We start from the raw sequence: 15261 nt of genomic DNA on the forward strand, positions 1-15261 counted from the left end.
CTGCCCTATGGTAATAAACCATTAACTCAATTCCATTTCATGCTTTGTCGTGATTATACCGCTGCAGAAATAACATAGTCAGCACTTAGCGCGATAAACAAAACCATACCTGCCCAGTTGTTGTTTAAAAAAGCCTTAAAACATGGCGCACGTTCATGACCATAAATTAACCCTTGCTGATACACAGCAAACGCAACAAAGCTGATAATGCCCAAGCCATAAATCACTCCACGCTCAGCCATCAATCCCGCCATCACAAAACACCCTAGGGCGGCAAGTTGAAATAAGCCGATAATCTGCCTATCGTAACGGCCAAATAAAATGGCGGTTGATTTAATGCCCACTTTTAAATCATCGTCGCGATCGACGATGGCATACATGGTGTCGTAAGCCACAGTCCAACACCAATTAGCCATAAATAACCACCAAGCTTCAGCAGGGACTTCGCCGAGTTGAGCGGCATAAGCCATCGGAATAGACCAGCTCCATACAATGCCCAAAAACATTTGCGGCATATTGGTAATCCGTTTCATAAACGGATACATCACAGTTAACACAATGCCAACGACAGATAGCTGCACTACCAGTGGATTGAGCCATAAGACTAAGCTAAATGCGGCGAGCCCCAACACAACAAACAACCCTAGGGCTTCTTTGGCGCTGACCACACCCGACACCAACGGCCGCATACTGGTACGTTCAACATGGGCATCTAAGTTACGATCGGCAAAGTCATTAATAATGCAACCATTAGCACGCATAATCACCACACCGACAATAAATATCAGCAAGACCTTAATGTCTGGCATACCTTGAGCCGCTAACACCAGCGCCATTAAACACGGCCACAGTAGAAGTAAGGTGCCAATGGGTCTATCGATCCGCATTAATCGTGCATATGCATGCAGCTTGTCTTGCAATCGCATTGGTGTCATCTCTCCATGATTTAGCAAACGCAACAGATTAGCAACGCTCTAGTTTTGCTAACGACACCAACAGCCATTTGATGCCGAAATCGACAAACTCAACCTGAACACGCCCTTTTTCACCTGAGCCTTCAAAGTTAATCACCTTGCCTTCACCAAACTTAAAGTGCTTCACTTTAGAGCCAACTCGATAACCGGTATCATTAAAACCATTCGGTTTAGTGGTAACCGTCGCAGGGCGAGCAGGAAAACGCTTGCTAATCGATGGCTTCACCTGAGCACGGATACGAATTTGTTCAACAAACTTTTCAGGAATTTCGTTAATAAACCGTGATGGGCTAGCATAATCTTCACGGCCATAAATACGACGCGACTCCGCATAACTGATGTACAGTTTTTGCATTGCACGGGTCATACCGACATAACACAAACGGCGCTCTTCATCTAACCGATCGCCTTCATCCAGAGCCATTTTACTCGGGAATAATCCTTCCTCTACGCCCGCCATAAACACCATTGGGAACTCAAGTCCCTTGGCCGAATGTAAGGTCATCAACTGCACTGCATCGGTAAAGGCATCCGCTTGGCCTTCGCCAGCTTCTAGTGCGGCATGGGATAAAAAGGCATTAAGCTCGCCTATGTCTTCAAGCTCTTCAGGCATTTCAAAACTGCGGGCAGCGGTAACGAGTTCGTTTAAGTTTTCAATTCGCGCTTGGGCTTTCTCGCCTTTTTCAGCCTCGTACATAGTACGCAAGCCTGAACGATCAATCACATTATCAGTCATGGTATACAGCACCATATCTGCAGTATCCGTTCGCATCGAGATGATCAGTTCCATAAAGCCATTTATGGCATTAGCTGCACGCCCAGCGAGTACTTTCTCTTCGACCAAACGCACACAGGCTTGCCAAAGTGTTAGCTCATGCTGTCTTGCGGTTGAGCGTACAATGTCCAACGTTCGATCGCCAATACCACGAGCAGGGGTATTGACCACACGTTCGAATGCGGCATCATCATCTTTGTTATTGATAAGACGCATATAGCCCATCGCATCTTTAATTTCTTGACGCTCGAAGAAGCGCAAGCCACCGTAAATACGATACGCTAACCCTTTATGTAAAAAGGCTTCCTCTAATACTCGCGATTGCGCATTTGAACGATATAGAATGGCGCACTCGCTCAAACTGCCGCCTTTTTCATGCCACTCGCTAATGCGACTGACAATGAACTTGGCTTCGTCCATCTCATTAAAGGCGCAATAGACTGAAATGGGCTCGCCATCTTTATCTTCAGTCCATAACTCTTTACCTAAACGATCAGGATTATTGGCAATCACAGAGTTAGAAGCGTTCAAAATATTCGCTGTTGAACGGTAATTTTGTTCTAACCGAATCGTTTTAGCCTCAGAAAAGTCTTTTAAGAAACGATGTAAGTTTTCAATTTGCGCGCCACGCCAACCATAAATGGATTGGTCATCATCACCGACAATCATCACATTGGCTGTTTTACCGGCTAACACACGGATCCACGCGTATTGAATCGCGTTGGTATCTTGAAACTCATCAACTAAAATATGACGGAAGCGCTCTTGATAATGGGTCAGTAAATGCGGTTTATTAAGCCATAACTCATGAGCACGTAATAAGATTTCCGCAAAGTCGACCAAACCGGCACGATCGCAAGACTCTTGGTAAATCTTATAAATGTTGAGTAAGTTTTGCTCAATCGGAAAGCTGCCTGCATCAATATGCTTAGGGCGAAGACCTTGATCTTTCTTACCATTGATATAACCCTGAGCTTGACGCGGAGGATACTGCTTCTCATCTAAATTAAGGCTTTTAAGAATGCGTTTGAGTAAACGCAACTGGTCGTCTGAATCAATAATCTGGAAGCTTTGTGGTAAATTGGCATCTTGATAATGAGTGCGCAATAACCGGTGAGCTAAACCATGGAAGGTGCCTATCCACATCCGCCCCATGTTAGTGCCCACGACCTTCTCCACCCGTTCACGCATTTCTGCTGCGGCTTTATTGGTGAAGGTGACTGCCAAAATAGAATATGGACTTTGTTGTTCAACTTGCATTAACCACGCAATACGATGGGTTAATACACGGGTTTTACCACTGCCGGCACCCGCTAACACCAACATATTTGAAAGTGGTGCGCCGACTGCCTCACGCTGCTTATCGTTTAGGCCGTCTAATAATGATGATACGTCCATTTTTCCTCCCAGAAATCTGCGAGGCATTATATCTTAAATAGCGAGATAATGGCGTGCAATACTTCACCTATTTTATATCAACAATTCCCCTAACAAGAGAGATAACCTACTCACTAAGGTAATATCAAAGTCACTAAAATCACTTACTTGTGATGATCTAACTGCTTTAATGAGAGCCTAAATTGACAAAAGAGCAAGCAAAAATTATTATACAAAATAAAGTAATTAATTAATTTTAGCCTTGAGTAAGGGACCTAATAGTTGATTAATCATTAAATTCATCGCTAAACAAACTGAATTAAGTTTGTTATTTGTGGCGAATAAGGCTCGCGAGCATGCCTGCTTATTATCAATATATTCAATGTCATTAATACTCAAAATTCCATTTGAAAAGCATTTATTACCCACAGTTTAAGCTGTATAGGTTGCCATATTGAATATAAAAGATTTAGAACTATTCATTGCTGTAGCAAAGTTAGGCAGTTTTTCTAAAGCTGCAAAATCTTTAGATACTCGCAGAGCATTAGTCAGTCGTCGTATTGGTGATATGGAAAAACAGCTTGGTGCGCCGCTATTTACCCGCACGACAAGAGTCATGACATTAACCTCAGCGGGTCGACAGTATCTTGTTCAAATCGAACCTTTAGTTAATCAATTCAATCATGCTAGTGATGTGTTCAAACATCGCCATGATGAAGTTCAAGGCAAATTACGCATTGGTTTACTGCCTTTTGTTGACAAGCTTATGGATAAATATATTGCTAATTTTATTCATGATTATCCACAAGTACAGTTAGAAGTGTTTGTTGTGCAGGGGCAAATCCAAGACCTAAAGCGCTTAGATCTAGATTGCATGCTCAATGTCAGTGATGACAGCAAAGGCAATCTTTGCGCAAAAAAACTGATTACCTTTGAACGAAAAATGTATGCCAGCAACCTTTATCTTGAACAATCATCGGTAATTGAGACCATTGATGATTTACATTACCACTCATTATTGGGGTATCGCTCTGCAGAGGGGGTATTAGAAGATAAATGGATATTTCCACATGCAGAGATTAGCAGCAACCATAAAATTATTTGCAGTGATTACAACTCCTTGTATCATTTTTGTTTAGGTGGTGCGGGCATTAGCTTATTGCCTCAGATCATTGCGGCCGAGGCCGTTGAAAGTCAGCAATTAATTAATGTATTACCTGAACTCAGTGCCGGATTCAAAGACATTAATATCATTTACCCGACAGATAGTTGTTTATCCGCTGTTGCCAAAGTCTTTGTTGAATATATGATTAATGCTGTCGCATTGGCTGAATAATCATGACTTGGCTTAATCCTAAGCAACAAGTCAAGATACTAGTTTATGGCTAACTGCTGCCCTGCACTGTCTGACGAATATTGCCATTGTTGGTATTGCGGTGCGCTGCCATCATAAAACCACACCACCGCCATTAGATTCCGTTGATGATTTGCTACAAGTAATTGTTCATTCAATTGGCCATTATTAAGCGCCCCACGTAACAAACACGACTCATAATTAACCGTAATTATCTGATTTTGTTGTTGATAATCATCACATAATGAAAAATATCCTCGCTGACTTGTAGCAAGATCCACCTGCACTAAAAGAGTAAAAGCCGCTTGTAAATCATAATCAGGATCAACGACTAAGTCATCGAGTGAAGTAGGATCCACAACAGGAATAACTATCGGCGTGGTTGGTATCGTAGTTGCTGGTGGTGTGGTGATCGGTGTAGTGATTGTCGTTGGCGGCGTGACTGACGCTTTAGAAGAGTCATCATCTCCACCACCTCCGCCACAAGCGGTCAGCAGAGCTAAAGTAGATAGACTCGCACCAGTGACAATTAACCCGCGACTTTGTTGCAGGGCCATCTTGATCTGTTGCTTAATATGCAGGGTAACAGTTGAAGTAAATCTCATATTAGTTCGCCTTCTATTTATTAGTATCATTGTTCAGTATTTTATTTTTACGTTGCATTACAGCGTCACAACTAGTCTTTAAAAATTAACTCGCTATCTGCATTGATATACCAATAAGGGTTACTATTACCGCTAGCATCGGCAGCAAAATCAACAAACTCCACATAGGTATGATCAAGTCGTTGTAGTTCAATGGGGTGTTTCCATGTGTCAGGTACTTCAATTGCCCAACTCATTCCATTTTGATCTTGAAAGTATTGTCCTAGTGCAACATTAGACGCATCGTCACGTTGACCTAAAAAGGCTGGATTAAATAAATCGGTGGGGAGTTTATTTTTTAAATGAACTTCAAGCGATCGGCCGGGATTTTTGCCGCCATTAATATTTTTAGCAGCTAAACCATGGTCAGTATTGGGTGTCGCAAAAATAAACGGATCATAAGGAAAATCAGGCATTAAGGCTTCATCAACCGCATTCACAAAGGGCACCGTCATTTGCCAGTTGGCACGATAACTGGTACCGCAACCAAGTTCAGTACGGAAATATTCACAACCATTGCCTTTAGTTGCATGTTTCCATAAATCGTCACTCAGCACCATAACTGCATTAGTTTGCCCCGCTTCTAAAGGCGAGTGAGTTTGTTTCTGTCCTTGTACCGTCCACTCAATAGCTGACTCTTGTACATTATTTCGTGCTATACCGGGTAATTGAATAGCAAAACCATTGTGGTACCAAGCTCCCATAGCAACAAGTTGTGCGTTAAAGCCAACACGCCGCACTTGGTTATCTTTAACAAATTGGGTGATCCTGAGCTGCATAACGACATCGTTCATATCAAAGTCGCCTTGGTCGGGATACAAATCTTCATAAGCTAACGTCGTAAAACCTGAAGATGATGGGTAGTAAGTCATGGTGATACCCGTTTCGGTAACGGTAATAGGATAATCTTCAACTTCGCCGTCACTGACACCACCTGTAGGTAAAATATCAGCGACTGAACTTAATCGAAAACGTGACCAAGTTGGACCCGCTTTAGCCCAATTAGGCACTGATATTAGCAATGTATGGGAACCTGCACTTACAGATTGACCTGAGACGATGCGATCTTCTTCATCAAACTGGCCATCTTGTGCCCAATCAATCCAAGCATTTAAAAAACCTGCTTTTCCTTGTGTAGTCACCAGCAAAATGGCATCTTCACCAATTTCAAATCCAGTTGGCATACTGATGCCATCGTCATCATCAATACCATCACTCACATCGTCTGAAAGCGGATCTGGATAACCGTCTGATTCACTATCATTGAGTAACCCTAAAGCCATTGATCCATCAATGCCATGGCGCGCACCATTATCAGTCATAAGAGTGCCATAACTCACTGGTGCATCACCAAAATCTACCGCATCCCCAACAGGAACCTCTGCTAATGCACATCGCGCACCGTCATTGGATGTTGAAGATGGGCCATATGAAAATAGTTCTGCACTGGGTTGCGGCTGTTCAACATTGACCTTATAAACATTTCCGTTGCCATTATTACTGATATACAAATTACCTTGTGGATCAAAAAACTGGGCGCCAAAGGTAAAGTTACTATCTGAAGTAATCACTATGCCTAAGCTTTCATGCCCTCCTGTTGAAGGATCTATTGAAATTAATTCACCTGATTTGCCATTAGTCACGGCATATAAAAAGCCATTGTTTGGGTGAAATGCAAAATCGGTAATATTGTAATTGGCCATTGATTGACTGCCAGCCACCAAATCCATGGTTAATGGGACAACATTTAAATCTACCCGAAATAAACCGACTTTTTTCCTATATCCGTACCAGACGTTTTCAGTTAACGCGACATCGCCAACATAAAAATTGCCTGCAGCAGTTGCGGCAGAATCTTTAATTAATGTCAAAGGTTGAGCCTGATAGTCAGCACCTATCCGGGCCAACGTTTGATGTTGATAATCCCAGCCATAAAGGTAATTGTCGTTATAACTAAAACCCGTACCATTTAAGGCGGCATCAATGCCCATATTGCTGGATAAGGTAAGGTAGCTACCGGTTCCGAGATCGACACCATATACAATAGGCTTAGATGCTGGCGTTTGGATAATAAACGCTTCGTTTGGGCAGGCTTCAAAAGGTTCACTTGCTTGTGCAGCACTCGACATAGCTAATGTCAAAGCACCTAACGTAAAGCCTCTATAAAGGGGATAACGAGATAACATGTTAGAAAAAAGTAAATTCATATTGGTGTTCCCATCTTTCACTTATCGTAATTAATAGTAAGCAAATAACAAGCCAACATTTTAGCTGTTATATTTCAAAAACTTACATTAAATCTCGAATTGCAAATTGCAAAATAAATGCAAATTGAAAATGATTAACACATGCGAGAGGCCAAACTGAACTTATTCGGTAATATTTTAGATTTATGATGGGAGGCGATTAAAAACATCAGATTACATCAATGCATTAATCATATTAAGCCATTGATGTTGTAATTGCTGCCATTGGGTATGACGCCATAATGCTAACGTTTCAGAGTCAGTCAGGGGGGCTGGATCGGTTTGCCACTGTTGTAAAAACCTATGAATAGCTTGTTGAATGGCTTCAGCATTAGCGTGTTCAATCGTTATGCAAGCTGGACCGAGATCTCGCTGAAAATGAGAGACTAATTGATCTCCTAAACCATCTACAGAAGTCGATATTATCCATTTAGCCATGGAACTGGCTTCAATAAACACCAATCCAAAGGGTTCCCATCGTGATGGGATAATTACCGCATCACATTGGCTTAAAAAAGCAGGAACGTCATTAATGCATCCAACAATACTAACGTGAGGTAAATGCGATGCTAGCGCCTCTAGTTGTGCTAATTGAGGTCCTTCACCGCCGAGTATTAATTGACAACTGTGGACTGGAATATTCGCCATAGCTTGCAGTAACACATCAAAACCTTTCTGATGATGAAACCGGCCATATGCGGCGATAATAGGTATTCTTGGCGCAGTAATATTGTCGGGCGTTGAAAGATTATTTGAAACCATGGGAACAAATGCACTCAAGTCACGACCCTGTCCTAGCAATGCTATCGACTCCGGCTTGATTAAATGATGAGTGAGCATCCATTGTTGTTGCGAGGTTGAAATGGCAATAACAGTATCCATTAAGGCATAAGTCCATTTCAGCATACGATAAAAACGTTTCGTAGAAACAATTTGCTCATTAACAAAATGTTGGCTGTAATGATGCTCTTGAAGTAAAAAAGGCGTGCGAGGATATTGTAACTTTAAACAAATTAAGCCAATGAGTTTGCGCCAATTTGATGCCCCATGAAAACAAATAATATCAGCGTCTGTGCGAACTCGAGTCGGAACAGTTAAATCAAGATATCGCACCTCAAAATCACATTGTTTTGCTAATAATGGAGAATGGCATAACGCCTGTAACGCAAAATTAACGCCACCCATTTCAGCATCATCGACACAATGTAAAATTTTTAGTCGCATCCAAACCCTTTTGGTTAATTTAGTTCAACCCTGAGTTAAACCCTTTTATGATAAATGCTAAGTGGATCGAAATAATCATCGATCCACTTTGACGATATATCAATATTAAGGTTTATCTTCTTTTAAACCAATACTTTCCATCCAGTACTCAAAATTTACTAAATTACCAGGTAACACAACACGGCTATCAGGTTTACTTAAGCCATCAAGTTGTTTCATATATTGCTCACCGAGTTGCATACGCAATGCACTTTGACCACCTTCAGATGAAATAACCACCGCTAATCGTTCTATTGACTCGGATGTTGCTTTGGCTAAGGTCAGAATTTCTTGAGCTTTACCTTCTGCCTCATTAATGCGCCGCTGCATTTCACCTTCTGAGCGGTTAATGGTTTCCGCCATAACACCTTCTGAGCGATTAATTTTGCTCTGCTTATCACCTTCACTTTTGGCTAATAATGCCCGGCGTTCACGCTCGGCATTCACCTGCATTTCCATGGCATTTTTAACCGTTTCAGGTGGGGTAATATTTTTAATCTCATAGCGGTGCACTCGAATGCCCCACATAGAGCCTGCTTCATCGAGTACTTCAACCACTTTGGCAGAAATCACATCACGCTCTTCAAAAGTGCGATCTAAATCTAAGGTACCAATCACAGAACGTGTGGTGGTTTGAGCTAGCTGAATGGCAGCATAACGGTAATCGGTAATCCCATAACTGGCTTTAACGGGATCGATAACCGAAATATAGATGACCCCGTCCACTTCCACATTCACTTCATCACTGGAGAAACATTCTTGCGGCGGTACATCAATGGTCTCTTCCTTTAAATCGTGGATGTAAGCCACTTTATCAAAGAAGGGGATCAGTGCATGAAAGCCTGCATCTAAAGTACTGTGATATTTCCCTAGACGTTCAACAATATAAGCCGATTTTGTCGGTACAAGACAGATAGACTTAAATAATTTCAGCACAAAAATAGCAAAAATAACACCCCAAATTGCCATTACAATAAGATCAGTATCAATTCCGTTAATCGACATTAGCGCGCTCCTTTGGCTGATGAATTTGATACCGCATGAGTCACTTGCTCCATACCTTCAAAAAAGCCTTCTAACTTGGCCATTTCTGCAGGAACAACCGACACTTGAGCCTCAGAGAGGATCTTACCGACTTGGCCAATAAACTGCTCTTTAAGCAACATATTCATCGCATCATTACCGCCATTCACCGTTAAGGCTTTACAGATCATTTCCATGGCTTCAGCCTTAGCGGTAGCAATAATCGAGATTTCTTGACCTGTACCTAAAGCTTCATTAATGCGCTTCTGTTTTTGGCCTTCCGATAAATTAATCGCTTCTTGACGTTCGCCTTGCGACATATTGATCATTGCCGCTTTTTCAGCATTGGCTAAGGTGATCTCTGCACGCTTTCGACGCTCTGCTTCCATTTGTTTTTCAAGGGTGTGAATAACCTTCTGCGAAGGTGAGATATTTTTAATCTCATAGCGTAATACTTTGATCCCCCAAGGATCAGAGGCTTTATCAATCTCACGCACAATTGATTCGTTTAAACTGTCACGTTCTGAAAACGTTTGTGACAAGGTCAGCTTACCAATTTCTGAACGCATGGTTGTTTGCGCTAAGTTAACCGCCGCGCGGCGATAGTTTTCAATACCATAGCTAGCCAGCTTCCCGTCCATCACTTTAAGATAGACTAAACCGTCGACTTCCAATTGGGTATTATCTTTTGAAATACAACTTTGGGGTGGAACATCAAGCACTTCTTCACGTGTGTCGTGTCGATAAGCGACGCGATCGACAAAAGGAATAAGAAAATGAAACCCCGGGTTGAGCACGCTACGAAACTTACCTAAACGCTCAATCACATGAACTTCACGCATTGGTACAATTAACATGAGTTTGAACAAAATAAACATTACGAATAAAAAAACGATTGTTAACACAAACATATCTACTTCCTTTTAATCTGACTTTCCTAGATAACGCTTAACAGTCATCACGACACAATAATCTAAATTTATAACATTAACATTTTAGATAACAATAAATAGCTATACCGGATCAATGATAGGTTCAACAACAAACGCAATATTTTCCCGACAAATGATCCTTACTTGGGTACCCTCTTTTATCACAGTACCATCTCCTAAAGCCGTCCACTCAGAACCCAAGCAGCTAATTCGACCTGTCTGTTGGCCTGGGCCAATGTCTTGCTTCACGATAGCGACTTGATTGTAGAGATCCACTTCTTCATCGGTATTATCCACATGAGAATCTCCCCCCACCAAACGTTGAGTCACATGACGAAAACTCAGCAACAGCACCATCGAGGCCATAAACCATAGTGTCATGCTTTGCACCAAGCCATCGATAATACCAACAGCCAGTGCTGATGCGACGATAACGCATGCCGCACCTAATAAGATAACAATGCCACCCGGAATAATGATTTCTGATAGCATCAATAACAGTCCAAGTACTAGCCAGACTGCGATTGGATTGGCAATCTCCATATTCTCCCCCATAAAATGACAATGTCTGTAGATTGACTATAACAGCTTTATTTATTAATGCGACATATTATGTCAAACAAGTCAGCTAATATAAACGTGATAAACGATTCATCAATTTACCTTTTCCTCGAAAATGAGCTGCCGCTAACAAGGTCAGTATTTCTGCTGAGTCACACCTTATTTATAACGACTATACGATTGATATAACATAACAGCACAAACTAATAGTCATTATGTGTAACATCAAATTAACAGTATGAATACCTGTCACATGATTATATCGATGATGAAAACAATGAAATCGTCACATTCTTGCCAGTTTTAATTGTGCTTTATCAAAATATTGAATATATTGCGCCCCATTGTGCACGATCGGGAATAATAGATCATAAAATTACCCTCGGTCGATCTAAAACTTACTCTTAAACTGTCAAAACTGGTGTATCTGGCCAGCTAACTAACCGGAAGAAAAATGAAAAAACTCTGCCTTTTAGCCACACTCGTACTCTCACAAAATGTTTTTGCTGACGATTTAGTCCAATGGTGGGATGCTAGCGCTACTGTCCTGCATGGCGAAAACTATGACTTAGCCCCATCAGAAAGACAAACAACCATTACCCTAGAGACTGCCGGTGGCTGGAAGTATGGTGATTGGTTTATGTTTCAAGATTTTATTAACTTTAACGGTAATAATAACGGGGTTGATAGCACGACTTATGGCGAAATTTCACCTCGTTTTAGTGCTAGCAAAATATTGGGTCAGCCCGTTAGCTTTGGTGCGATAAAAGATGTCTCTTTAGCATTAACTTACGAAGAAGGTGAAGGCCCAGTTAACAGCATGCTTTATGGTATCGGTTTAGACTTTGACGTGCCATTTTTTAGCTACTTACAATTGAACACTTACCGTCGAGATGCAATAAGCAGTGGTAACATCAGTGATGGCTGGCAGTTCACTCCGGTATTTAGAATAGACATGCCTATTGGTAATGCTAATATTATCTTTGATGGCTTTATTGATTGGGTATTTTCTGCCGATAACAACGGCTACGACGAAAACCTGCACATCAACCCGCAAATAAAATATGACTTAGGCAAAACGCTGTTTGGTGATCACAAACAAAACAAGCTATTAGTGGGTTTTGAATATGATTACTGGCAGAGTAAATATGGCGTTGCGGGTATCGACCAAAATACCTACTCAATCATTGCGCAGTATCATTTCTAATCAGCGCGACAATTGATAAAAATAAGCTAACAAAAAAGGTGCCTAGGCACCTTTTTTAATGGTTATTTTTTAACACTAACAGTTTTAACACATCGCTTGTTATAACGCGTGGTTAAAAGCGTTAACTTAAGCTAGCAATTTTTTCGCTGCTGCTACAACAATAGACACTGCACTAACTTCGGTCTTCTTCATTGTCGCTTCATCAGGAATTTCTTGCTCTGTGCGGTTTACGATAACACCCGCAACACAGGCTGCACGCCAACCTTGAGTCGCACACATGGTAAATAGTGTGGCTGATTCCATTTCATAGTTCAGCACACCCATTGATTGCCATTCTTTCATTGAACCAACAAAACGCTGAGTAATACGACCAGACACAGTATCGTAACGCTCTTGGCCAGGATAGAAGGTGTCAGAAGATGCAGTAATACCTACGTGTGGCTCCACGCCAGCATCACGACATGCTGCAACCATTGCAGTAGTACAATCAAAGTTAGCTGCTGCAGGGAATTCTAGCGGTGCAAAATGCAGACTAGCACCATCTAAACGCACTGATGCTTGAGTCACAATCACATCACCCACATGCACATTTGGTTGAATAGAACCCGTGGTACCGACGCGCAAGAAAGTTGTCACACCCAATTGAGCCAATTCTTCAACCGCAATAGACGTTGATGGTCCGCCTATACCTGTTGAACAAACAACCACAGCTTTGCCATCAATATAAGCTAAATAGCTGGTATATTCACGATGACTTGCTAAGAACGTTGCGTTGTCCATTAATTCGGCAATACGCTTAACACGTTCTGGATCACCAGGAACGATTGCTAAGGTAGCACCATCTAACATTTTTTTAGTTAATCCTAAATGAAATACATCGGACATTGTGAAAACCCCTTTCAGTTTTGAATATTAAATTCTTATAACCCAGACTGTAACCTAGTATTTAGGGGGATAAGGTTAACTTGATCACATATATATTCATAATAGTTAATATTCTTTCGTTAAATTATTACTAATATATGTCCAAATCCCGCCAAATTCATAAATAACACATTGGTTTCATCATAGTTGAAGGCCGACAAAAACAACAAATTATTTATCTAATACGAAAACCATTAACGTGATTTACATCAAGTTAACCTCACAAAAATGGTTTCAGGCTGAAGGTAAGCATAATCACTGAGCATAAAGTTAATCAGTATTCGATTCAACAAACAGGTCTCATTTTTTAAAATGTATTGATTCACAACTAGAACTCATTTCTACTGAAATAGCATGGCGTAAATGCAGATTGAAATGATGCTATTGATCGGTTCAATATGAGGTCGCAATCCTCTAACTAACGTTAAGAAGTCACTTATGTTTGCAAAGTTGCGAGATTTGATGAGCAAGTTACTGAACGAGAGACACACAGTAGCAGTGATACAGAAACCGAGTTAAAACTAAGAAAATTGATGGCAACTGATGGAAATTGAAGCAAACTGACAGATTCCATCTTAAATAACAGATAGTTGAGATTTAAAGCACCATCAACAACAAAGCTAAATTTAGCCACAAATAGAAATAAAGGACGCTAGCGCGTCCTTTGAGCCTGTCAATAATGTTGTCGTCAAACTAATCCATTAGTTAAAGGTAATAGTCTTTGAGTGGTGGAAAACCATTAAAACATACTGCTGAATATGTTGTAGTGTAAGCACCCGCAGTTAACCAATACATGCGATCACCAATAGCAAGATCAACGGGTAAGCCGTAACTGTACTGCTCATACATAATATCGGCGCTGTCACAAGTTGGCCCTGCAATCACACACTTATCTAACTCACCTTTACGATCAGTATAAATTGGAAACTTAATCGCTTCATCCATGGTTTCAATTAAACCAGAGAACTTACCCACATCAGTAAATACCCAGCGCTCTAATGCCGTGTGCGACTTACGTGAAATCAACACCACTTCTGATATGAGTACACCGGCATTTGAAATCAATGAACGACCAGGTTCTAGAATAATTTCGGGTAATTCATCACCAAAATCTTCTTCTAAAAAATGCTTAATCTGCTGTGCATAAACACCTAACTCATTGGTTTTATCAATATAGTTTGCAGGAAAACCACCGCCTAAATTGATCATCTTTAGCACGATACCGTGTTCTTCTTTTAAACGGTCGTAAATGCTTTTCACTTTGCCGATGGCTGAGTCCCACGCACCGATATCACGTTGTTGCGAACCTACATGGAAAGAAATGCCATGGGGTTGTAAGCCTAACTCTTTTGCCAATACCAATAAGTCGTAAGCCATTTCATTCTGGCAACCAAACTTACGTGACAAAGGCCAATCTGCCGTGTGTGTGCCTTCGGTTAAAATACGCAAGTACACTTTTGAACCTGGAGCTTCTTCTGCAATCATGCGTAAATCGGCTTCAGAATCTGAAGCAAACATGCGCACGCCTTGCTGATAGAAAGATCGCACATCGACACGTTTTTTAATGGTGTTGCCGTAGCTAACACGATCAGTCGAAACGCCAATCGAGGTCACCATTTCAAGCTCGTAAATGGATGCGATATCAAAATTTGCGCCTTTATCGCGCAACAAGGTTAAAATCTCTTTGGCCGGATTTGCCTTAACCGCATAATAAATAGTGGCGAAAGGAAAATTGTTAACCATATCATCGTATTGTTTCGCAACGATTTGGGTGTCAATAACTACAAATGGCGTTGGCTTATCTTTGGCAAATGCCTCAATGCGGTCAAACGTGTCCTTGTCATAATAATCTGCAACATCAATCGATTGAAATTGGCTCATTAGGCCGGTGCCTCCTGTTAGTTGGGCGGTAAAAGTGTCATTAAGCGTCGGTGTAAACATGCGCAGTAAACGATATTTTCAACTAATACGCAACGAATTT

Annotated in this window: 12 protein-coding genes; 2 read left to right on the forward strand and 10 right to left on the reverse strand. The window is 41.2% G+C overall.

Annotated elements, in window-relative coordinates:
• Nucleotides 1-53 precede the first annotated feature (53 nt).
• A complete protein-coding gene (ubiA, locus tag AAEZ00_RS04875) occupies nucleotides 54-926 on the reverse strand; it encodes a 4-hydroxybenzoate octaprenyltransferase (RefSeq protein WP_124012685.1) in 873 nt (290 codons plus the stop codon).
• 37 nt (nucleotides 927-963) lie between these two features.
• Entirely contained in the window at nucleotides 964-3147 is a 2184-nt protein-coding gene (gene uvrD, locus AAEZ00_RS04880; RefSeq protein ID WP_124012509.1) for a DNA helicase II, read from the reverse strand.
• 433 nt (nucleotides 3148-3580) lie between these two features.
• Here uvrD and AAEZ00_RS04885 point away from each other — a divergent pair, with 433 nt between their 5' ends.
• Nucleotides 3581-4462, forward strand: coding sequence for a LysR family transcriptional regulator (locus tag AAEZ00_RS04885; protein WP_351088403.1), 882 nt, complete (start codon nucleotides 3581-3583; stop codon nucleotides 4460-4462).
• A 38-nt stretch (nucleotides 4463-4500) separates the two neighbouring features.
• On the opposite strand, the gene AAEZ00_RS04890 is transcribed toward AAEZ00_RS04885, so the two are convergent.
• The 6 genes from AAEZ00_RS04890 to AAEZ00_RS04915 form a co-directional block, all read right to left on the reverse strand.
• On the reverse strand, nucleotides 4501-5085 hold the full coding sequence (locus AAEZ00_RS04890) for a hypothetical protein (protein WP_233768618.1): 585 nt from the start codon (nucleotides 5083-5085) through the stop codon (nucleotides 4501-4503).
• 71 nt (nucleotides 5086-5156) lie between these two features.
• Nucleotides 5157-7331 (reverse strand): LruC domain-containing protein, encoded by a 2175-nt coding sequence (locus tag AAEZ00_RS04895; protein ID WP_233768617.1) that lies wholly within the window; start codon nucleotides 7329-7331, stop codon nucleotides 5157-5159.
• Nucleotides 7332-7544: 213 nt separating this feature from the next.
• Complete coding sequence (locus AAEZ00_RS04900) at nucleotides 7545-8594, reverse strand: glycosyltransferase family 4 protein (protein ID WP_124012511.1); 1050 nt, start codon at nucleotides 8592-8594, stop codon at nucleotides 7545-7547.
• 105 nt (nucleotides 8595-8699) lie between these two features.
• Nucleotides 8700-9638, reverse strand: a complete 939-nt coding sequence (locus AAEZ00_RS04905; RefSeq protein WP_124012512.1) for an SPFH domain-containing protein — start codon at nucleotides 9636-9638, stop codon at nucleotides 8700-8702.
• Complete coding sequence (locus AAEZ00_RS04910; protein ID WP_124012513.1) at nucleotides 9638-10567, reverse strand: SPFH domain-containing protein; 930 nt, start codon at nucleotides 10565-10567, stop codon at nucleotides 9638-9640. The genes AAEZ00_RS04905 and AAEZ00_RS04910 overlap by 1 nt, the downstream gene beginning before the upstream one ends.
• Nucleotides 10568-10669: 102 nt before the next feature.
• The gene (locus AAEZ00_RS04915; RefSeq protein ID WP_124012514.1) at nucleotides 10670-11131 is read right to left on the reverse strand and encodes an NfeD family protein; all 462 of its coding nucleotides are present in this window, start codon (nucleotides 11129-11131) and stop codon (nucleotides 10670-10672) included.
• Nucleotides 11132-11603: 472 nt separating this feature from the next.
• Here AAEZ00_RS04915 and AAEZ00_RS04920 point away from each other — a divergent pair, with 472 nt between their 5' ends.
• Entirely contained in the window at nucleotides 11604-12356 is a 753-nt protein-coding gene (locus tag AAEZ00_RS04920) for an outer membrane protein OmpK (RefSeq protein WP_101034023.1), read from the forward strand.
• A gap of 126 nt (nucleotides 12357-12482) precedes the next feature.
• Here AAEZ00_RS04920 and udp read toward each other — a convergent pair whose 3' ends face one another.
• The gene (udp, locus tag AAEZ00_RS04925; RefSeq protein WP_101034022.1) at nucleotides 12483-13241 is read right to left on the reverse strand and encodes a uridine phosphorylase; all 759 of its coding nucleotides are present in this window, start codon (nucleotides 13239-13241) and stop codon (nucleotides 12483-12485) included.
• 744 nt (nucleotides 13242-13985) lie between these two features.
• Nucleotides 13986-15161, reverse strand: a complete 1176-nt coding sequence (locus AAEZ00_RS04930) for a type III PLP-dependent enzyme (protein ID WP_124012515.1) — start codon at nucleotides 15159-15161, stop codon at nucleotides 13986-13988.
• Between the last annotated feature and the right edge of the window lie 100 nt (nucleotides 15162-15261).

The sequence above is a fragment of the Shewanella sp. S1-49-MNA-CIBAN-0167 genome (assembly GCF_040310145.1).
GTDB classification, from domain to species: domain Bacteria; phylum Pseudomonadota; class Gammaproteobacteria; order Enterobacterales; family Shewanellaceae; genus Shewanella; species Shewanella psychromarinicola.

What these genes read in the sequence shown, in the direction of transcription:
- ubiA (WP_124012685.1), bottom strand. Translation starts at nt 926, where the DNA reads ATGCGATTGCAAGACAAGCTGCATGCATATGCACGATTAATGCGGATC.
- uvrD (WP_124012509.1), bottom strand. Translation starts at nt 3,147, where the DNA reads ATGGACGTATCATCATTATTAGACGGCCTAAACGATAAGCAGCGTGAG.
- AAEZ00_RS04890 (WP_233768618.1), bottom strand. Translation starts at nt 5,085, where the DNA reads ATGAGATTTACTTCAACTGTTACCCTGCATATTAAGCAACAGATCAAG.
- AAEZ00_RS04895 (WP_233768617.1), bottom strand. Translation starts at nt 7,331, where the DNA reads ATGAATTTACTTTTTTCTAACATGTTATCTCGTTATCCCCTTTATAGA.
- AAEZ00_RS04900 (WP_124012511.1), bottom strand. Translation starts at nt 8,594, where the DNA reads ATGCGACTAAAAATTTTACATTGTGTCGATGATGCTGAAATGGGTGGC.
- AAEZ00_RS04905 (WP_124012512.1), bottom strand. Translation starts at nt 9,638, where the DNA reads ATGTCGATTAACGGAATTGATACTGATCTTATTGTAATGGCAATTTGG.
- AAEZ00_RS04910 (WP_124012513.1), bottom strand. Translation starts at nt 10,567, where the DNA reads ATGTTTGTGTTAACAATCGTTTTTTTATTCGTAATGTTTATTTTGTTC.
- AAEZ00_RS04915 (WP_124012514.1), bottom strand. Translation starts at nt 11,131, where the DNA reads ATGGAGATTGCCAATCCAATCGCAGTCTGGCTAGTACTTGGACTGTTA.
- AAEZ00_RS04920 (WP_101034023.1), top strand. Translation starts at nt 11,604, where the DNA reads ATGAAAAAACTCTGCCTTTTAGCCACACTCGTACTCTCACAAAATGTT.
- udp (WP_101034022.1), bottom strand. Translation starts at nt 13,241, where the DNA reads ATGTCCGATGTATTTCATTTAGGATTAACTAAAAAAATGTTAGATGGT.
- AAEZ00_RS04930 (WP_124012515.1), bottom strand. Translation starts at nt 15,161, where the DNA reads ATGAGCCAATTTCAATCGATTGATGTTGCAGATTATTATGACAAGGAC.